Genomic DNA, 18,117 nt, shown 5'->3' with positions numbered 1-18,117 from the left:
CCCTTAAGCGGTCATCAAGACGCCGCGATAGACCGGATCTTCCATGGCCCGGCCGGTGCCGAGCGCGACGCAGGACAGCGGATCTTCCGCAATTGTCACCGGTAGGCCGGTCTCTTCGCGCAAGTATTCGTCGAGACCGCCGATAAGTGCACCGCCTCCGGTCAGCACGATACCCTGATCGACGATATCGGCTGCGAGTTCGGGCGCCGTGTTCTCGAGGGCGATACGCACGCCTTCGATAATAGCACCGATCGGTTCGGACAGCGCTTCGGCAATATGGCCCTGATTGATCGTGATTTCCTTCGGAACGCCATTCACGAGATCGCGGCCCTTGATCGTGATCTGCTCGCCAGTGCCGTCTTCGGGCTGACGGGCTACGCCGTAATCCTTTTTGATGCGTTCTGCCGTGCTGTCACCGATCAGCAGATTGTGGTGTCGTCGCACATAGCTGACGATGGCTTCGTCCATCTTGTCGCCGCCAGTGCGGACCGAAGTGGTGTAGGCAAGTCCGCGCAGCGAAAGCACGGCGACTTCGGTCGTGCCGCCGCCGATGTCGACGACCATCGAGCCGACCGGCTCGGTCACCGGCATATCCGCGCCGATGGCGGCGGCCATGGGTTCGAGAATGAGATAGACCTGGCTGGCACCGGCATTGGACGCGGCATCGCGAATCGCGCGGCGTTCGACGGAGGTCGAACCCGACGGTACGCAGATCGTGATCTCGGGGTAGCGCATCATGCTGCGGCGCCCGTTTACCTTCTTGATGAAGTGCTTGATCATTTCCTCGGCCACATCGAGATCGGCGATCACGCCGTCGCGAAGCGGGCGGATGGCTTCGATGGAATCGGGCGTCTTGCCCATCATCATCTTGGCATCGTCACCCACGGCCTTCACACGCTTCTGGCCATTGATGAACTCGAGCGCGACCACGCTCGGTTCATTCAGGACGATGCCCTGATCCTGTACGTAAACCAACGTGTTGGCGGTGCCGAGGTCGATCGCCATGTTCTGCACGCCGAATTTGAAGATGTTGTTCCAGAAGCCCATTTTTGTTCGATTTTCCGTGTGATTTGAATCTCAGTCGGCGGTTAAGGGGTGCCGCGCGCTTCGACCCTGGAGGAAACGGTGGCGGTGCCTTAGCGATATTACGCACGGAAAGCCAAAAATTTCCGTAAGGTCTTCGGGGGATACGCACACCTCTTGTCTCGGAATCACAGCGCTTCGTCGCTACCATGGGTGGTGCATGCCTGAAATACGCCGTCTGCCCGATACTCTGGTCAACCGCATCGCCGCTGGCGAGGTGGTCGAGCGCCCCTCTTCCGCGCTCAAGGAACTGGTCGAAAATGCCATCGATGCGGGGGCCTCCCGCATTGCCATAAAACTGGTGGATGGCGGGCTGACCAGCCTGGAGGTGACCGATGATGGCTGCGGCATGTCGCCGGATCAGATGGCACTGGCCTTGGAACGCCATGCGACGTCCAAGCTTCCCGACGATGCAATCGAACAGGTCGAGACTCTCGGTTTCCGCGGCGAGGCTCTACCGAGCATCGCCAGCGTTTCACGTTTCACGCTCGAAAGCCGCCCCAAGAACGTGGCGGATGGATGGAAGCGGGTCATCGATCATGGCGAGATGATCTCGGAAGGGCCTGCTGCGCTCCCCCCCGGAACACGGGTCAGAGTCGAAAACCTGTTTGGCAAGATACCGGCCCGGCGCAAATTCCTACGCACGCCGCGCAGCGAATATGCCGCCTCGCTCGACGTGGTGAAGCGTCTCGCCATGGCCCGGCCCGATGTGGCGTTCACTCTCGACCACGGGGATCGGCGAATTCTCGGTCTGCAGAGCGGCGAAGGGCTGACTAATCGCGTAGCCCAAGTGATTGCGCGCGAATTGCGTGAGAACGGAGTCGCTATTGATCTCGATCGCGGCACGATGCGGCTGACGGGTATTGCCGGCCTGCCGACCTACAATCGAGGCATTGCGGATCATCAGTATCTTTTCGTCAACGGGCGGCCGGTCAAGGACCGCCTCCTGACAGGCGCGGTACGCGGAGCCTATTCCGATATGCTCGCGCGCGACAGGCATGCCGTGCTGGCGCTGTTTCTCGATCTGCCGCCGGAAGAAGTCGATGTGAACGTCCATCCAGCCAAGACCGAAGTGCGTTTCCGCGATTCGCAGGCTGTGCGCGGCTTCATCGTATCCGGGCTCCGCAATGCGCTGGCGAGCGGTGACAAGCGCAGTGCCCAGTCTCCTGACGCCGCGGCAATGTCCCGCTGGCAGGCCGAACCTGTCCGCGACGAACCGGCACCGGCGCTCCGTTCGATATTCGAGGGTCGCGACTGGTCCGCGCCGCAGTCCCGGGTGTCCGAGCCTGCACAGGGCTGGCGAGGGATGGAGGCCGATGTCATGGCGGCCCCGCAGGGGCGCGCCGAGATGGCGACCGAAAGTACGGAAGAAAAAAAGGACTTTCCCCTGGGCATCGCGCGCGGGCAGGTAGCGAACACCTATATCGTGGCCGAGGCGGCCGATGGACTGGTCCTTGTCGACCAGCATGCGGCGCACGAACGCCTCGTCCTGGAAAGGCTCAAGGCGGCCGGTGCGGAAGAGGCGGTCGCGCGCAGTCAGGCGCTGCTGATTCCCGAAGTTGTGGAGCTTGAGGAAACCAGCTGCGACAGGCTGGAAGACGCGGCAGATGCTTTGGCCAAGCACGGCCTCGCGATAGAGCGCTTCGGACCTTCCGCCATGCTGGTTCGCAGCCTTCCGCACGCCATTGCCCGGACCAATCCAGAAAAATTGCTGCGGGACATCGATGACGATCTGGCTCTCAATGGCGAGGCGCTGCATCTCGGCGAAAAGCTCGATCTCGTGCTGGCGACGATGGCGTGCCACGGCTCGGTCAGGGCAGGGCGGACCTTGCGCGTGGACGAGATGAATGCCTTGCTGCGCGAAATGGAACGCACCCCGCGATCGGGGCAGTGCAACCATGGACGCCCCACGTGGGTTAAGCTGTCGATGGACGATGTGGAAAAGCTTTTCGGGAGACACTGATGCGGTGGATTATAGCTCTCGCGCCTCTGGCTCTGGCTCTGGCTCTGGCTGCTTGCGGTGAACAAAGCGCCGACGAAAAGGAAGCCGAACGCCAGGCTGCCGTCGCGGAGGTCGAAGCCAATCAGAAGCCGCCGCCAGAACAGCTGACGCTGGATCCGATCCGCTATCCGGAAATCGAGAAATACGACCTATTCGGTGCTGGATGCAGCTTTACGCCCGATGGGCAGGGGCTTGGCACGGTCGTCCTGGCGAACCCGGACAAGGGGTATTTCATTCGCGATGGCGAGCTGCAGGCGCTGGCCGCCGACATGGGCAGTGCCGAATTGCCTTATCTCGCCCGGCGCAAATACGATGGGCTTGCCTATTCCTTCACGCTTGATCTTGATGATGGAAGCGGCGAGCAGAGCGGGTACGAGACGACCGATTATCGCGGAAGATTGGCCATTCGCGATGGCGCGGACAACATCCTTTATCGGGCCGAGGGTCTAGTTCAATGCGGTGCCTGATCTAGTCTTCGCCTTCAGGAGATCGCGTCCTGATCAGAGCATTGGACACCATTTCGAGCACGATTTCATCGTTCTGGTTGAAGGTGCGCACCCTGCTTTTGAAGATTCCCATTTCGGGGCGTGAAGCGCTTCGGCGTTTTTCCATAAGCTCGGTTTCGCAGCGGAGCGTATCTCCCGGAAAAACCGGCTTTTTCCAGCGCAATTGATCGATACCGGGCGATCCGAGACCGGCGGATGGATTGTCCGCCATGTCGTCGACCATCATGCGCATGGTCATGGAACAGGTATGCCATCCGCTGGCCGAGAGCCTGCCGAAATGGGTTTCGGCTGCCGCGGCATCATCAAGGTGGAAGGGCTGCGGGTCGTATTTCGTTGCGAAGTCGATCACCTCTTCGCGCGAAACTTCATACTGGCCGAACTTGCGAACCGTCCCGATGCGGAGGTCTTCGTAAAAAATCATCTGCTTGTTCTTCAATCAAACGAGCGGTCTTGCAAGCATCCAAAGCCCCATCCCGATCATCGCGAGATTTTCACTCAAAGATACGAAGCCGAGCGGGACATTACCGCTTCCCCCGACGCAGGCACATTTGATCGAGCGTTTCTGGATGTAAACTGCGTAGAAGACACTGGCCGCTCCGACCGTGCCGATGAAAAGGGCGATCGGAATCGAAAGCCACGGCAGGATCCGCCCAGCCATCAGCACCGCCGCTGCCGCTTCCAGGAAGGGATATGCATAAGCGTAGGGGACGAAGCGTTTGCCCAAGAGATCGTAGCCCACGAACATAGTGGAAAATTGCTCGACATCCTGGAGCTTGAGCATGGCCAGCATTGCCATTGAAAACGCGACAAACCATTCCGCGGCGCGGATCGTCAGCGGCGTTTCATATACAAACAGGCTGAGCGAAACCGCCAGTGCCGCAGCGACCGCAAATACAGCAATCACCGGAGTATAGCTGGTATCGCTCTTGGTCTCTTTATCATATCCGAAATGCTTCCGCAGATCGGTGTAGCCACCCAGCATTTCACCATCAATGAATGTCTGCGGCGTGGTTTTTACATCGTGCTTGGCCTTGAAGGCGTCGGTTTCTTCGCGGGTGGTGAGGTGATGATCCTCCACCTCAAATCCCTCACGCTCCAGCAGCCACTTCGATTTTATGCCGTAGGGGCAGACATGCTTGTCCATGACCATGCGGTAGAGGCGGGCGGTTTTCTTCATTGCGGACATCGCCTCCATGTTTGGGCGCGTATAGGTTTTTCAAGTTTCGTGCAGGAAATCGCCTTTGGGTTTGGAATCAAAACGGCCAGGCCGCTCGGTGTGAGCTGGCCTGGCCGATCCGGTTTTCATCTGACGATCAGGCGCGGAACTTAGGCACACCGGCGCTGCTGTCGAGCTCCGGAATGATGCGATACCGTGCGAGTACCAGGCTGAAGAGGCCGAAGAGCATCAGGCCGATGGCGGTCAGCGTGAAGACGAAGCCTTCTCCGGCAAGGCTCGATACAGCATCGCCCAAGGTTTTGATCTGCTCGGCACCGCCCGACATGAAGCCAGCCTTGAAGAGCGACCATCCGATCACGGTATAGACCACGGCACGGGCAAGGTATCCTGCACCGCCAAGCCAGCGGGTCGCCGACGGGGCGCGGCCGCTGATGCGGTTCATGAATTCACCCGAGATGCCTTTCTTTGCCTGGAAGATTGCCGCCACGAAAAGCGCAATGCCGAGAAGGCCAAGGACGACACCGCCGAATTCCATGGAAAGGACGCCCGATGCAGCTTCCTGCGCACCGCCGCCCGAACCACCGGATCCACCGCTCGAACCGCTGCTGCTCGCGAATTTATATGCGGAATAAGCGAGCGCCAGATGGGCGATCCCGCTACCGGCATGGCCGATACGCTTGGCCCAGCCCTTGCTGTCGGATCCGTTGTTTTCGATATCGAACACCGGCGAACAAAAACGGAAAAGGGCGTAGGCGATTAGCCCGATCACCATGATCCACAGGATTGCAGTTCCCGCAGGATAATCCTTGATCGCACGGAAGATACCGTTCGTACCCTCCTGAATCTTGCTCGCGCTGGTCAGCGCGATCAGGCCAAGAACGAAATACAGGATGGCGCGGCTGAAATATCCAACACGCACCAGCCAATTAAATTTTTCTGATTTATCTACCACGGATAACTCCCCTTGTTTGCACCCCTAACGGCAGGGGAGGGGGAGCGTTCCGCGAGCCAGGAAATCAGGCGATGGTCAGATTGGCGGGACCCGCCCCGATCACTGCGCTGGCGCGTTTCGTCAGGATACCGTCACGAGTGCTCACCTTGTCGAGCACCATGAAGTCCGTCCGCCATTCATCCCGCGTGACTTCGCAAAGCCCGAAGCCGCGCTGATCGTTGATGAATTGCAATTGCGGGTTGTTCGCCAGAACGCGGTCGCTGCCGCTGCGCTGATCCTGTCCGTCGCCGCCGCTCGACACCGAAGTGATAACACATTCGGCTGCCACGGGTTTGTCATCGGACATCAGGAGGCCAGCGTAGTTCTGATGTTCGTCGCCAGTCAGAACAACGGCGTTGGAGACTTTCGCGAGGCGGTTCATCATCCGCCGGCGGGGCACATCATAACCTGCCCAGCTGTCCAGATTATAGGCCAGTTCGGGCTGGTCGTCATACACGCTCCGGTTGAGCGGCATCATCATGACCTGCTGGGCAATGCCGGTCCAGCGAGTATCGCCGCGCTTCAGGCTGTCATCCAGCCAGCGTTCCTGTGCCTTGCCCAGCACCTGCGCATCCTTATCAAACACGCCCTCGCAGGGGGTAATGCCCCAGCGATCGTCGCAGGGCTGGTCGCTGCGGAAGCTCCGGGTATCGAGCACGTTGATGGCCGCCAGATTGCCGAAGGTGAGGCGGCGATTGGCAGAAATGACGCCGGCATTTGGCAGCATCGACCGGCGGACCGGCATGTTCTCATACCACGCCTGCATCGCAGCCTGGCGGCGCAGGGCAAACACTTCGGCCGGAACGCTGTCGTCCTGGGAGAAATTCTGGACCCAATTGTTCTGGATTTCGTGATCGTCGAAGGTCGGCACGAAAGCGTGTACCGACCGTGCGGCCTGAAGGTCGAGGTCGAGGAGATATTGCGCGTAGTGCTGGCGGTAGTCGTCGAGAGAATAGACTTCGCGCAGGCGATGCTCGCGGGTTTTCGGCACGGGCAGGCGCTCTGGCCCGTACTGATAATCATAGGCGTATTCGTAGATGAAATCGCCGTAATGATAGACGAACGCCAGATCGTCCTGTTTCGCGATCTCGCGGAAAGCGGTGAAATATCCGCTTTCGTAGTGTTGGCAGCCGCAAACTCCGAACTTCAGCTTCTCGATGCTGGCACCTGCTGCCGGCAAGGTGCGTGCCCGGCCTGCGAGCGAGCGATCGCTGCCAATGTAAAACCGATACCAATAAGGCCGGTCCGGTTTCAGCCCCTCCACCTCGACATGGACACTGTGGCCCAGTTCCGGCCGGGCAAGAGTTTCGCCCTTTGCTGCCACGGTTCGAAAACCGCTATCTTCGGCGACTTCCCAATGGACGGGCAATGCCGAAGTCGAAACTCCAGAATGCCTTTCGAATGGCTCCGGCGCGATCCGCGTCCAGATTACGAAGCCGTCTGCCGCCGGATCTCCGGCCGCGACACCCAGCTTGAACGGATAATCGCGGAACCAGCTTTGCGCGCGCAGGATCGCGGGCGCGGCAAGCGTGCTCGCCGCAATCCCGGCCGCAGTGGATTGGATAAGCTTTCGGCGGGTGAGCATGGTCTTTACAATTCCGGTGGTGACGTCGCGCTAGCCCGCGCTCGCGGTCAGGTCAGACGTTGAACTTGAACATCAGAACGTCGCCGTCCTGAACGAGATATTCCTTGCCTTCCTGGCGTAGTTTGCCCGCTTCACGAGCGCCGCTTTCGCCGTTCAGCGCGACATAGTCATCAAAGGCAATTGTTTCAGCACGAATAAACCCGCGTTCGAAATCGGTATGAATTTCGCCAGCTGCCTGCGGTGCCTTCGCGCCTTCCGGGAAGGTCCAGGCGCGCGCTTCCTTGGGTCCGGCGGTGAAGAAGGTGTTGAGGCCCAGTAGCCGGTAGCCAGCCTTGATCACGCGCGACAGGCCGCTTTCCTGGAGTCCGAGTTCCGCGAGATATTCCGCGCGGTCTTCCGTCTCCATACCGACAAGCTCGCTCTCGATGGCGGCGGACACGACTACGGCCTGCGCGCCCTCAGCCTTGGCCTTTTCGAAGACGAGATCGGACAGGGCGTTGCCCTTGGCCGCGTCTTCTTCGCCGACATTGCAGACATAGAGGACTGGCTTGGCCGTGATGAGCTGCGCCTGCCGCAGGACCCGGGCCTCTTCCTCATCGTTGGGCTGGGTCAGCCGGGCTGGCTTGCCGTCGCGCAGCAGGTCGAGCGCCTGGCCGAGCACGCTGGCAGTGATCTTGGCTTCCTTGTCGCCGGCGGTCGCCCGCTTCTGGGCATTGGGGACGCGCTTTTCGAGGCTTTCCAGATCCGAAAGCATCAGCTCGGTCTCGACGACTTCAGCATCGGCGATCGGATCGACCTTGTTGGAGACATGCTGGATATCGTCGTCTTCAAAACAGCGCAGCACGTGGACGATGGCGTCCACTTCGCGAATGTTGCCGAGGAACTGGTTGCCGAGGCCTTCGCCCTGGCTGGCACCTTTCACGAGGCCCGCGATGTCGACAAACGCCAGCTGTGTGGGAATGATCTTGGCCGACCCGGCAATGGCGGCGATCTTGTCCAGTCGCTCGTCAGGAACGGACACCTGGCCGACGTTCGGCTCGATCGTGCAGAACGGATAGTTCGCCGCCTGCGCTGCCTGCGTTTCGGTCAAAGCATTGAAAAGGGTAGACTTGCCGACATTCGGCAGGCCGACGATCCCGCAACGGAAACCCATCGATTACTCCGGAAATAATGTGCTTGGCGCGCCCTTAGCGCCGCCTTGCGCCAATTGCCAGCGTATCAAACCTGATGAACGGCTTTGATCAACGGTCCATAGCCGCTCTGGCCGAGCCAATCGACCTGCGTCTTGGCAGAAACTTCGTTGATGGCGGTCTGCGGAATGCTGCCCCCGCTGACAGGGACCCGCAAGGGACGAGTACCGGGCGGCATTCCCAGAACCTTGGCCATGGCGCGTGGCACATCCATTGGGTCGGCACTGCGCCCGAAACCGTCTTCCTCGCCCATGCGCGCGACGACATCCGGATAGCCGGCGAGATGTATCTGCTCTGCCCGGGCTTTCAATTCGGAAGAATAGCGATTGCGGTTCACCCAGACCTCTGTCGGATAACCGCCCGGTTCGATGATGGTGACGCCGATCCCGTGTGGCACGAGTTCGTAGGCAAGCTGTTCGCCCATGGCCTCGACCGCGAATTTCGTGGCGGAATAATGCCCCGAATAAGGAATGATCACGCGCCCGAGCTGGCTCGACACATTGAAGATATGTCCTTGCCTGCGCGCGCGCATCTTTGGCAGCACGGCACGGGCCATTCGGTGATACCCGAAGACATTGGTGTTGAAGGCGAGGCGGGTGGCCTCCATGTCTTGTACTTCGACAGGCCCGGTAATGCCGATGCCGGCGTTGTTTACCAGGACATCAAGGCCTCTGCCAAGTTCACGCTGAGCCCCATTTACCGCGTCTTCAATCTCGTAGTCGAGTAGAACGTCCAGCCGCAGTACGCGAATGTCGAGCCCGTCATCGGCCGCCAGTTCCTTCAGCTCTTCCGCTTCGGGCCGCGGGGTGTTGCGCATCGTCGCAAATACGGTGGCGCCGAGGCGCGCGAAATATTCCGCGGCCAGGCGTCCAAAGCCCGAAGAGCAGCCGGTGATCATGATCGCCTTGCCGGAGAGATCCGGGGGCGGGGCGCTCACCCTGTCGCTCTGCGCCCGGGTCGCTGTGGCGGCGAGGGCACCTGTTGCAGCAGCGCCAGCGAGCAGCGCACGGCGGTCGAGAACGGGCATCGATGATCTCCTTCGGCTGTGAAGCCTATCAGATCAGGCCTGCATCCTTAAGGCAATGTCGTTCATGAACCGCACGTCGTCACCTTTGGCGAGCCATTCGGCTTCGGCTCCCATCGCCCCGAGCATGCCGACGAGATCATCCATCTCGGCCTTGGCATAATTGCCCAAGACGTGGCCGTTCACGCGCTCCTTGCTGCCGGGGTGACCGATGCCAATGCGAACCCGGCGGAATTCGGGACCGAGATGCTGGTTGATCGACCGCAGCCCATTGTGCCCGGCAAGGCCGCCGCCGCGTCGAACCTTGACCTTGAAGGGCGCGAGATCCAGTTCGTCGTGAAAGACGGTGAGGGCTTCGATGTCGAGCTTGTAGAAGCGCATCGCCTCGCCGACCGATTGGCCGCTCTTGTTCATGAAGGTAGCGGGTTTGAGCAGGACGATCTTCTCGGATCCGATCCGGCCCTCCTGCACCCAGCCGGAAAACTTCTTTTGGACCGGACCGAATCCATGAATTTCGGCAATGGCATCGCATACCATGAAGCCGATATTGTGCCGGTGCATCGCATATTGCGGTCCGGGATTTCCGAGGCCTGTCCAGATCTGCATGGCGCGCGCTTTACCGAAGCTGCGCGCACAAGCAAATCCGTGTCGTCATCGGTGACGTCTTACCACCCGATCGCCACCACCAGCTGACGCGGCGCATCGCATGCAATGAAAGAGGAATAACCGCCCACGTCGTCATAGGGAAAGCCATACGCCTTTCCTGCGATCCCGTGCTCATGCCAGAAGCGTGCATAGAAGTTGGCCGGACCCTCGCTGTAGAAAGCGGTATCCGGTGTTTCCTGCCAGAAATTGGCGTTGATCAGCTTGCCGGTGACCGTGAACGTCCCGGGCCTGTCCGCCACATGTCGGGCGACCGCCGCTTCCAGATCGGGATATTGATTGCTGGCGAATCGCAGGAAAGGCTTCGGCTTCGGCACGATCGCCTCGTTAATGCCGTTGTTCTGCCAGACACGATCGACATAGGTGCGAAAGTAACTGGCATAGGGGCCATCTTCCGAGAACCCTGCAGCGCCCGGTTCTACTATCCGGTAGGGCCGGAACTTGTTGGCTGTCTGCGCGAATTCCGCATCGCTTTCCGCCAGATATTTCCTGAACGTAACCTCGCGGTCTTCGAGGAACGTGCCATAATCCTCGCCGCGCGCCACATCGGTACCGCCGTCGCAGCGCAGCCGCAGAGCGGTCTTCAGTCCAAAAGCATCGACGCGCGTGCTATTCCCATTGAAGCGATAGGTGCCGCCATTATCGTTCCGGGCGATGTGCATTTCGATGAAATCGAAATATTTGTCGTCGCCGGTTTTCGCCTCGGCGCGATCCTTGGCGAGATAGAAATACATCCGCGCCGAATAGACTTCGCTCATGTCGTATGTCGGCGCCTCGGCGAAGCTCTTGAGAAGATCGATATCCTTGCCGTTCGCCAGCCTGCCCTTCAAATTCCAGAACAATTCGCTGTCAGCGTATTTGCCGTTGCTGCGATTCACGAATGAGAAGGTCATCACGTTTCTGGCCGCAGGCAGCGCGGCGACATCGCCCCAGAAATCAGAGGGAGGAGCGCCGGTCGCATCCTGCCAAATTTTCAGCGAGACTTCCTGGCTCGCTTTCGTCCCGGATGGTGTCGTCACCCGGACGCTGTATTTCGTGCCATCGTCCGAAGCGCTGGCCTTTCTGGTGAGATATTGCGCCTGCGTCGCTCCGGCGATGTCCTGTCCGTTTTTACGCCACTGAAAAGCGGTCGCGCCGTCGACATCGACGTAGAAAAGGGCGTGTTGTCCGACTGTAACGGTTTGATCGGCGAGGCCGGCAAATTCACCCGTACCTCCGACAGGTGGCGGGGTTGGCGAAGGGCTCGGGGAAACGGGCGGGGCGCCTGCATTCGGCGGCGATGGATTGGTATCTCCGCCCCCGCATCCCACAAGAAGAACGGAGAGCAGAAGGCCTGCCGATGCGTTGAAATATGATTTATTATTGGCGACCATCTTTACGATCCTTGCGCTTTATTTGCACATTTGGTCCGTGGTTTGCCGCAATTGCATCAATTTTCAATATCGATTTGCCGTTAGCACCTAATTAACCGTGTCAGAAGCAAGAACGCCGGCCTCTTTCGAGACCGGCGCCTTGGTGATCTGGTGAGAAAAAGGAGCTTATTCGCTCTTTTCTTCCTGTTCCTCGGCAGCATCGTCGTCCGGACCCTGTTCGGTCGCGGCGGTTTCGCCCGGTTCCATATCGGCACCGGTCTGCTCATCTTCGCTCTTCTTGAGCGCCGACGGAGCGACGAGGGTTGCGATGGTGAAGTCGCGATCGGTGATGGCGCTTTCTGCACCGGCCGGAAGCGTAACTTCGCTAATGTGGATCGAATCGCCGACTTCCTTGCCGGTGACATCGATTTCGATTTCGCCGGGGATCTTGTCGTTGTCGCAGACCAGTTCCAGCTCGTGACGGACCACGTTCAGAACGCCGCCCTTCTTGAGGCCCGGGCTGGCTTCTTCATTGGTGAAGACCACCGGAACCTGGACTTCGATCTTGCCGCCCTTGGCAAGACGGAAGAAGTCGACATGCTCGGGACGGTCCTTGACCGGGTGAAGCGACACGTCCTTGGGAATTGTCTTCACCTTCTTGCCATTCAGTTCGATCTCGACGATCGAGTTCATGAAGTGGCCGGTGTCGAGCTGCTTGAGCAGCTCCTTCAATTCCACGTGGATCATCGTGGGTTCTTCCTTGCCGCCATAGATCACGGCGGGGACACGGCCTTCGCGACGCAGTGCACGGGAGGCTCCCTTGCCAGCCCGTTCGCGCGTCTCGGCCGGAAGTGTCAGAGCATCGCTCATGTCGCTTACCTTTCGAATGCGTTTGATATATTCGGTCCGCCACGCCTCCAGGGATGACCATGACGCCGAAGCGCCCGCCTATAGCGTGGGTGACAGGAAAAGCAAGCGGCAAGCCAGCCCGATCGAGCGGGATGGCCTGCCGGCTTCTCTGGCCTTACTGGACGCGCGTGACTTCGATATCGCGCGAACGAAGGTAATCCTGCACACTCTTTTGTCCGGCAAGATGACCCGCGCCGACCGCGACGAATACCGCGCCCGGCTGATCGAGACGCTCGTCGATCCATTCCGCCCAACGCTCGTTGCGATTGTAGAGCAGCGCAGCAGCGACCGCGGGGTCGGTCATCGTGCGATTCATTATTTCAGCCAGCCCGTCGGCATCGCCTTCAAGCCATTCGGCGACCATTTCGTCCATCATCGCGACCATGCCGTCCATATCGCGGGCGAGAGCCATGAGGAATTCCGTCTGGCTATCGACGGGCAGAGTGTCGAAGAAATCGATCTGCTGACCCACGGTCTCCAGCGCAGCGCGCCGGGCGGTCTTGGCAGCGGCCGCTTCGACGACCTTCTCCACGCCGCTTTCCGGATCGTAACCCTTCTGTACCAGCGGGAGGACCGAAAGAGTCATCCCGGCAAACCAGGGTTCGAAACGGTCGAATGCCTGCGGCGGCAGGCCCACCTTGCCGAGCGCGGTTTCATAGACGGCGCGATCTTCGTCGGACAGCATGGCGCGCAGGGTCTGACCTTCGGGCAGCATGGCCTTCTGCATGATGGCACCCTGAAGCGCGGGATCGCTCATCGCATCTGCGGGAATTTCCGTAACCAGCGTGTCAGCGCTTTCGAGAGCGGCAGCAATGTCCTCATCATACCATTCAACATCGGTGGGCAGGACATGAACGGTGCCGAACAGATAGATGGTGGTGTCTTCGTCGGCGACCTTCCACAGGGCGGGGCCGGAAGACGGCACAGACGCGGTGGCCGTCACGGTCTCGGTGTCCTGAGCGCCGGCCGTGGCGCAGCCGCCAAGGGCCAGGGCGATGCCGGTGCATGAAGCAAGTAGGAAGCGTTTCATTGAATGTTCTCTTTCGTCGGGTTGGGTTTGCCAAAGGTTGGCATGAGATGCGTCAGCGGCGACAATGAGCTCGGCTATCTAGTCTTCACCGTCATCGAAAATTTCCTCGATTGCCATGTCGAACAGCCGCGCAATGCGGAAGGCGAGTGGAAGGGAAGGATCGTGCTTGCCGGTCTCGATAGCGTTCACGGCCTGCCGCGAGACGTCGAGACGGCTCCCCAGTTCGGCCTGGCTCCAGTCACGCTCGGCGCGCAGGACCTTGAGGCGGTTCTTCAATGTCTGCCTCCGATCATTTTGATCGTGACGGTCGCGAGATAGGCCGTGACGCTTAGAAGCGCAGGCAAGCGGGCATCGCTGAAATCAAAAGTGTCCAAGGCAGACAGCAGTGCATTGAACGCGAGCCAGAAGACGGTGGTAGCGAAGCCGGCAGCAGTGCCGGCGTGCCATATCGCCAGCGTGTATTCGTCCCGGTTGCGATGAATAAACATGATAATGGCCGCACTTACGATCAGGCCAGCGGCAAGCCCGCTCAGAAAGTCGGGGAGCGGCCAGATGTAACCGAGCCACAGGAGAGCGACCGATGCACCGATAACGAGATGGCTCACAAAGAACCTGTCGGCACCGGATTTCTTCGAGATGGCCGGTTTGTTGGTGTTCATAATGCTATACCGGAAGCATGTTCCAAAGCAGCGCTAGTTCCGGTTTGCCATATCGTAGCGATGTACTCAGCGTCGTTCCGCGCGGCGAATATCACCAGGATCGCCAAGAACATTGAGATGAAAGCAACGACGAAAATTGGTTGGGATAGCAAGTCGGCAAACAACGACCCGATCCCGGTGGTCACCAACGAGACGAAGGCGATCAAGCTCGCAACATTGTGGCGGCGGACCGCTTTTTCGCGTTTGGTCAGGGGGCGTTCCTTCATGATCTAATCCGCTTGGGTCGGGAGGGTGCCGGAGCGCCTCTTGGGGAGAGCGCCCCGACAAAGTGGCTCAGCCCTGGTTGTCGATACCATTGCTGGCGAGGCGTTCGGTGCGGGCCTTGCCGATTGCGATCTCGATTTCGCTTGTGGCCGCTTCGCGAAGATCCGCGCGGCAATCCGCTTCGGCCCGCATCACTTCAAGTCCCTTGCCGCCCAGACGGCAGGCCTTGCGAATTTCGCGGTCGATACGGCCTGCAAGGCGGGACTGATCGGCGGCGGATACAAGGTTGAGATCGGCAGTCTTCACGGTGATGGAGGCGAAGTTTTCGGTCTGGGCAGCTGCAGGAGTAGCAACGATTGCAAGGGCAGCGGCGACGAGTGCGAAAGTCTTGTTCATGTCAAATCTCCAGCTTGGATGTAGGGTCCAGTTGGTTAGGTCAACCTTCCTTCGTGTCAGGTTGTGCTGACTTTATGTCTTGATTCGCTGACTATGTCAACACAACCTGACAAAAAGTTTTGATGACCTGTCATTCGCACCATATGGGCGGTGCGCCATTGACGGTTTTTTATGCATCGGCCATTGCGCCGCGCATGGACCGTAATCCGCAAAAATCCTTCCAGGACATGATCCTTGCGCTGCACGATTTCTGGAGCGCGAACGGGTGCCTCATCCTGCAGCCCTATGACATGCGTATGGGCGCGGGCACCTTCCATACCGCCACTACGCTCCGCGCGCTTGGGCCCGAGCCGTGGAACGCGGCCTTCGTGCAGCCCTGCCGCCGCCCGACCGACGGTCGCTATGGCGAGAACCCCAACCGGCTGCAGCACTATTACCAGTATCAGGTGATCCTGAAGCCGAGCCCGCCCGACATCCAGGACCTCTATCTCAAGAGCCTGTCGGTCATCGGCATCGATCCGCTGAAGCACGACATCCGCTTCGTGGAAGACGACTGGGAAAGCCCGACGCTCGGCGCCTGGGGGCTGGGCTGGGAAGTCTGGTGCGACGGCATGGAAGTCACCCAGTTCACCTATTTCCAGCAGATGGGCGGCTTCGACTGCAAGCCGGTCGCGGGCGAACTGACCTACGGCCTCGAACGCCTGGCGATGTATATCCAGGGCGTCGACAGCGTCTACGATCTCGCCTTCAACGACCGCGGCGTTTCCTATGGCGAGGTGTTCCTCGAAAACGAGAAACAGATGTCGAAATGGAATTTCGAGGTCGCCGAGACCGACGCCCTGTTCGATCTGTTCAACAAGGCCGAGGCCGAATGCAAGAACGCGCTGGCGCATAACGTCCCCATCGCTGCGTATGAACAGGCGGTCGAGGCGAGCCACATCTTCAACCTCCTTCAGGCCCGCGGCGTGATCAGCGTGCAGGAACGCGCCAGTTACATGGGCCGCGTCCGCGACCTCGCGCGCGGGTCGTGCGAAGCGCATATGGAAAAGGAAGCGCCCGCATGGGCCGAGAAATATCCGGAGTGGTCGAAATGAGCGGGTCCGACTTCCTCCTCGAACTGCGCAGCGAAGAAATCCCCGCCCGTATGCAGGCAGGAGCGCGCGCCGAACTCGAAAAGCTTTTCCGACGCGAGATGGACGCGGCAGGCGTCACCACGGGCGCGATCACCGTCTGGTCCACCCCGCGTCGTCTCGCGCTGATCGCGCGCGATCTTCCGCAAGCCATCGACGCGGTCAGCGAGGAACTGAAAGGCCCGCCCGTCGGCGCGCCCGATCAGGCGCTCGATGGTTTCTGCCGCAAGGCTGGCGTGGACAAGGCCGATCTAGAGATTCGCGACGTGAAAGGCCGCGAGACCTATTTCGCCGTCAAGAACGTGCCCGGCCGCGCGGCGCGTGACCTGCTGGCCGATGCGATCCCTGCGATCATCCGCGACTTCAGCTGGCCCAAGTCGATGCGCTGGGGAGCTGCCTCGATCAGCACCGAGAGCCTTCGCTGGGTGCGCCCGCTGTCGGGCATCGTCGCGCTGCTGGGTGACGGGGTGGTCGAATGCGAGGTGCACGGCGTCACCAGCGGAGCGGTCACGCTCGGCCATCGCTTCCACCATTCGGGCGACATTACCGTGGGCAATGCCGACGATTACGCGGTGAAGCTGCGCGCAGCCCATGTCATCGTGGACCACGAGGAACGGCAGGACCTCATCCGTCAGGGGGCGGCCAAGGTCGCTACCGAAGCCGGTCTCAAGCTGGTCGAGGACGAAGGCCTGGTGATCGAGAACGCCGGACTCACCGAATGGCCCGTTCCGCTGCTCGGCCGGTTCGAGGAGGATTTCCTCGAAGTTCCGCCCGAGACGATCCAGCTCACCGCCCGCGTGAACCAAAAGTATTTCGTCTGCGAAGACGAGGCAGGCAAGCTCGCCAATGCCTTCATCTGCACCGCCAATATCGAGGCGGAAGACGGCGGCGCACGGGTGGTCGACGGCAACCGCAAGGTCCTCGCAGCCCGCCTTTCCGACGCGCGCTTCTTCTGGGACGTCGACCGCAAGAAAACGCTCGCCCAGCACGCCAAGGGGCTCGAGCGCATCACCTTCCACGAGAAGCTGGGCACGGTCGCCGAGAAGGTCGACCGCGTGGCGAAGCTGGCTGATTGGCTGGTATTCGATGCCAAAGCACCGAACGGCGATCATAAGCTCGCACGGCAGGCCGCTGAACTGAGCAAGGCCGATCTCGTGACCGAAATGGTTGGCGAGTTCCCCGAACTGCAGGGTCTGATGGGCGGTTATTACGCCAAGGCCGAGGGTCTCCCGGTGGAAGTGTCCGAGGCCATTCGCGACCATTACAAACCCGTCGGGGCAAGCGACGAGGTGCCGACTGCGCCGACAACGGTCGCAGTCAGTCTTGCGGACAAGCTCGACAATCTTCTCAGCTTCTTTCGCATCGGCATCCTTCCGACCGGATCGAAGGATCCCTTCGCATTGCGCCGGGCCGCGCTCGGCTATCTTAGGCTTGTTCAGGCGAACGAGCTGAAGCTGGAGCTGGATCAAGTGGTCCACGCCTGGGCCAGCCAGCGGGTAGCAGGCCTGCCAGAGAAACTGGGCGAGTTTCTGTTAGACCGACTTGCGGTGCAGATGCGCGATGAAGGTGTGCGGCATGACTATATTCAGGCGTCCCGCAGCTGGCAGGGTCGGCCCGACATGAGGGTGGACCGCGTCGAAAGCCGGGCGAGGGCGCTCACCAACTTCCTCGGCACCGAAGACGGCGCTAACCTCCTCGCGGGTTACAAGCGCGCCGCCAATATCCTCAAGAAGGAAGACTGGCACGGTGCGGAAAGCGAAATCGCCCGCACCGGCGAAGAAGATCCGCTCGCGCTCGTCGACGATCCCGACATGAAAGCCGTGATCGACGCCAAAATGTCGGAGCGGCATGCGAAAGAACTTTCCTACACGCCCGAACCGGCGGAAAAGGCGCTGATGGATGCTCTCGCCACTGCAGAACCCGCCGCGGCCAAGGCTATCGCAGCGGAAGATTTTTCCGCGGCCATGGCCGCGCTCGCCATTCTGCGCGCGCCTATTGATCGCTTCTTCGATGAAGTGACGGTAAATGCGGAGGAAGAAAACAAGCGGGCACATCGTTTGGACCTGCTTGCAGCTTTCCGTACTGCAGTGCACAAAGTTGCGGACTTCTCTCGCATCGAGGGATAGCCGATTTCTACCTTAAGACACTGTCAACTG

At 60.2% G+C, this 18,117-nt stretch carries 19 protein-coding genes; 4 read left to right on the top strand and 15 right to left on the bottom strand.

The genetic code is table 11. The annotated features are described in order from the left end of the window. Window positions 1-3: 3 nt before the first annotated feature. Window positions 4-1,047 (bottom strand): rod shape-determining protein, encoded by a 1,044-nt coding sequence (locus tag ACI2I1_RS10975; protein ID WP_221541503.1) that lies wholly within the window; start codon window positions 1,045-1,047, stop codon window positions 4-6. 196 nt (window positions 1,048-1,243) lie between these two features. Here ACI2I1_RS10975 and mutL point away from each other — a divergent pair, with 196 nt between their 5' ends. Together mutL and ACI2I1_RS10965 are read left to right on the top strand one after the other, a co-directional pair. Then, on the top strand, window positions 1,244-3,046 hold the full coding sequence (gene mutL, locus ACI2I1_RS10970; protein WP_404679118.1) for a DNA mismatch repair endonuclease MutL: 1,803 nt from the start codon (window positions 1,244-1,246) through the stop codon (window positions 3,044-3,046). Then, the gene (locus ACI2I1_RS10965; RefSeq protein ID WP_404679117.1) at window positions 3,046-3,552 is read left to right on the top strand and encodes a hypothetical protein; all 507 of its coding nucleotides are present in this window, start codon (window positions 3,046-3,048) and stop codon (window positions 3,550-3,552) included. The genes mutL and ACI2I1_RS10965 overlap by 1 nt, the downstream gene beginning before the upstream one ends. Window position 3,553: 1 nt before the next feature. On the opposite strand, the gene ACI2I1_RS10960 is transcribed toward ACI2I1_RS10965, so the two are convergent. The 14 genes from ACI2I1_RS10960 to ACI2I1_RS10895 all read right to left on the bottom strand — a co-directional run bounded on the left by ACI2I1_RS10960 (window position 3,554) and on the right by ACI2I1_RS10895 (window position 14,831). Then, window positions 3,554-4,012 carry a MaoC family dehydratase gene (locus tag ACI2I1_RS10960; protein ID WP_404679116.1) on the bottom strand — a complete coding sequence of 153 codons (459 nt, stop codon included), beginning with the start codon at window positions 4,010-4,012 and terminating at the stop codon, window positions 3,554-3,556. Between the two features lie 15 nt (window positions 4,013-4,027). Beyond that, window positions 4,028-4,768 (bottom strand): MauE/DoxX family redox-associated membrane protein, encoded by a 741-nt coding sequence (locus ACI2I1_RS10955; RefSeq protein ID WP_404679115.1) that lies wholly within the window; start codon window positions 4,766-4,768, stop codon window positions 4,028-4,030. 136 nt (window positions 4,769-4,904) lie between these two features. After that, complete coding sequence (locus tag ACI2I1_RS10950; protein WP_221541508.1) at window positions 4,905-5,720, bottom strand: DUF1206 domain-containing protein; 816 nt, start codon at window positions 5,718-5,720, stop codon at window positions 4,905-4,907. A gap of 64 nt (window positions 5,721-5,784) precedes the next feature. After that, on the bottom strand, window positions 5,785-7,344 hold the full coding sequence (locus ACI2I1_RS10945) for an alkaline phosphatase D family protein (protein ID WP_404679114.1): 1,560 nt from the start codon (window positions 7,342-7,344) through the stop codon (window positions 5,785-5,787). Window positions 7,345-7,396: 52 nt separating this feature from the next. Next, complete coding sequence (gene ychF / locus ACI2I1_RS10940) at window positions 7,397-8,497, bottom strand: redox-regulated ATPase YchF (protein ID WP_221541510.1); 1,101 nt, start codon at window positions 8,495-8,497, stop codon at window positions 7,397-7,399. 65 nt (window positions 8,498-8,562) lie between these two features. Further along, complete coding sequence (locus tag ACI2I1_RS10935; RefSeq protein ID WP_404679113.1) at window positions 8,563-9,561, bottom strand: SDR family oxidoreductase; 999 nt, start codon at window positions 9,559-9,561, stop codon at window positions 8,563-8,565. A gap of 33 nt (window positions 9,562-9,594) precedes the next feature. Continuing rightward, window positions 9,595-10,164, bottom strand: a complete 570-nt coding sequence (gene pth / locus ACI2I1_RS10930) for an aminoacyl-tRNA hydrolase (protein WP_404679112.1) — start codon at window positions 10,162-10,164, stop codon at window positions 9,595-9,597. A gap of 59 nt (window positions 10,165-10,223) precedes the next feature. Beyond that, window positions 10,224-11,594: a beta-1,3-glucanase family protein gene (locus tag ACI2I1_RS10925; protein WP_404679111.1), complete on the bottom strand. Its 1,371-nt coding sequence runs from the start codon at window positions 11,592-11,594 to the stop codon at window positions 10,224-10,226. A 165-nt stretch (window positions 11,595-11,759) separates the two neighbouring features. Next, complete coding sequence (locus tag ACI2I1_RS10920) at window positions 11,760-12,443, bottom strand: 50S ribosomal protein L25/general stress protein Ctc (protein ID WP_221541514.1); 684 nt, start codon at window positions 12,441-12,443, stop codon at window positions 11,760-11,762. A gap of 154 nt (window positions 12,444-12,597) precedes the next feature. Continuing rightward, on the bottom strand, window positions 12,598-13,512 hold the full coding sequence (locus tag ACI2I1_RS10915) for a TraB/GumN family protein (RefSeq protein WP_404679110.1): 915 nt from the start codon (window positions 13,510-13,512) through the stop codon (window positions 12,598-12,600). Between the two features lie 78 nt (window positions 13,513-13,590). Then, window positions 13,591-13,788, bottom strand: coding sequence for a helix-turn-helix transcriptional regulator (locus tag ACI2I1_RS10910; protein ID WP_224811636.1), 198 nt, complete (start codon window positions 13,786-13,788; stop codon window positions 13,591-13,593). Further along, complete coding sequence (locus tag ACI2I1_RS10905) at window positions 13,785-14,171, bottom strand: hypothetical protein (protein ID WP_221541517.1); 387 nt, start codon at window positions 14,169-14,171, stop codon at window positions 13,785-13,787. The genes ACI2I1_RS10910 and ACI2I1_RS10905 overlap by 4 nt, the downstream gene beginning before the upstream one ends. Beyond that, window positions 14,168-14,437: a hypothetical protein gene (locus tag ACI2I1_RS10900; protein WP_404679109.1), complete on the bottom strand. Its 270-nt coding sequence runs from the start codon at window positions 14,435-14,437 to the stop codon at window positions 14,168-14,170. The genes ACI2I1_RS10905 and ACI2I1_RS10900 overlap by 4 nt, the downstream gene beginning before the upstream one ends. A 67-nt stretch (window positions 14,438-14,504) precedes the next feature. Further along, a complete protein-coding gene (locus ACI2I1_RS10895) occupies window positions 14,505-14,831 on the bottom strand; it encodes a UrcA family protein (RefSeq protein WP_404679108.1) in 327 nt (108 codons plus the stop codon). A 194-nt stretch (window positions 14,832-15,025) separates the two neighbouring features. Here ACI2I1_RS10895 and ACI2I1_RS10890 point away from each other — a divergent pair, with 194 nt between their 5' ends. Beyond that, the gene (locus ACI2I1_RS10890) at window positions 15,026-15,925 is read left to right on the top strand and encodes a glycine--tRNA ligase subunit alpha (protein WP_221541520.1); all 900 of its coding nucleotides are present in this window, start codon (window positions 15,026-15,028) and stop codon (window positions 15,923-15,925) included. Next, window positions 15,892-18,087 (top strand): glycine--tRNA ligase subunit beta, encoded by a 2,196-nt coding sequence (glyS, locus tag ACI2I1_RS10885; protein ID WP_404679107.1) that lies wholly within the window; start codon window positions 15,892-15,894, stop codon window positions 18,085-18,087. The genes ACI2I1_RS10890 and glyS overlap by 34 nt, the downstream gene beginning before the upstream one ends. Window positions 18,088-18,117 lie beyond the last annotated feature (30 nt).

It is taken from the genome of Qipengyuania sp. NPDC077563 (assembly GCF_044901345.1).
Lineage (GTDB): Bacteria > Pseudomonadota > Alphaproteobacteria > Sphingomonadales > Sphingomonadaceae > Qipengyuania > Qipengyuania aestuarii.
The sequence above is the reverse complement of the archived record's forward strand: the minus strand, read 5'-3'. Positions and strand labels throughout refer to the sequence as shown.

What these genes read in the sequence shown, in the direction of transcription:
- ACI2I1_RS10975 (WP_221541503.1), bottom strand. Translation starts at nt 1,047, where the DNA reads ATGGGCTTCTGGAACAACATCTTCAAATTCGGCGTGCAGAACATGGCG.
- mutL (WP_404679118.1), top strand. Translation starts at nt 1,244, where the DNA reads ATGCCTGAAATACGCCGTCTGCCCGATACTCTGGTCAACCGCATCGCC.
- ACI2I1_RS10965 (WP_404679117.1), top strand. Translation starts at nt 3,046, where the DNA reads ATGCGGTGGATTATAGCTCTCGCGCCTCTGGCTCTGGCTCTGGCTCTG.
- ACI2I1_RS10960 (WP_404679116.1), bottom strand. Translation starts at nt 4,012, where the DNA reads ATGATTTTTTACGAAGACCTCCGCATCGGGACGGTTCGCAAGTTCGGC.
- ACI2I1_RS10955 (WP_404679115.1), bottom strand. Translation starts at nt 4,768, where the DNA reads ATGAAGAAAACCGCCCGCCTCTACCGCATGGTCATGGACAAGCATGTC.
- ACI2I1_RS10945 (WP_404679114.1), bottom strand. Translation starts at nt 7,344, where the DNA reads ATGCTCACCCGCCGAAAGCTTATCCAATCCACTGCGGCCGGGATTGCG.
- ychF (WP_221541510.1), bottom strand. Translation starts at nt 8,497, where the DNA reads ATGGGTTTCCGTTGCGGGATCGTCGGCCTGCCGAATGTCGGCAAGTCT.
- ACI2I1_RS10935 (WP_404679113.1), bottom strand. Translation starts at nt 9,561, where the DNA reads ATGCCCGTTCTCGACCGCCGTGCGCTGCTCGCTGGCGCTGCTGCAACA.
- pth (WP_404679112.1), bottom strand. Translation starts at nt 10,164, where the DNA reads ATGCAGATCTGGACAGGCCTCGGAAATCCCGGACCGCAATATGCGATG.
- ACI2I1_RS10925 (WP_404679111.1), bottom strand. Translation starts at nt 11,594, where the DNA reads ATGGTCGCCAATAATAAATCATATTTCAACGCATCGGCAGGCCTTCTG.
- ACI2I1_RS10920 (WP_221541514.1), bottom strand. Translation starts at nt 12,443, where the DNA reads ATGAGCGATGCTCTGACACTTCCGGCCGAGACGCGCGAACGGGCTGGC.
- ACI2I1_RS10915 (WP_404679110.1), bottom strand. Translation starts at nt 13,512, where the DNA reads ATGAAACGCTTCCTACTTGCTTCATGCACCGGCATCGCCCTGGCCCTT.
- ACI2I1_RS10905 (WP_221541517.1), bottom strand. Translation starts at nt 14,171, where the DNA reads ATGAACACCAACAAACCGGCCATCTCGAAGAAATCCGGTGCCGACAGG.
- ACI2I1_RS10900 (WP_404679109.1), bottom strand. Translation starts at nt 14,437, where the DNA reads ATGAAGGAACGCCCCCTGACCAAACGCGAAAAAGCGGTCCGCCGCCAC.
- ACI2I1_RS10895 (WP_404679108.1), bottom strand. Translation starts at nt 14,831, where the DNA reads ATGAACAAGACTTTCGCACTCGTCGCCGCTGCCCTTGCAATCGTTGCT.
- ACI2I1_RS10890 (WP_221541520.1), top strand. Translation starts at nt 15,026, where the DNA reads ATGGACCGTAATCCGCAAAAATCCTTCCAGGACATGATCCTTGCGCTG.
- glyS (WP_404679107.1), top strand. Translation starts at nt 15,892, where the DNA reads ATGGGCCGAGAAATATCCGGAGTGGTCGAAATGAGCGGGTCCGACTTC.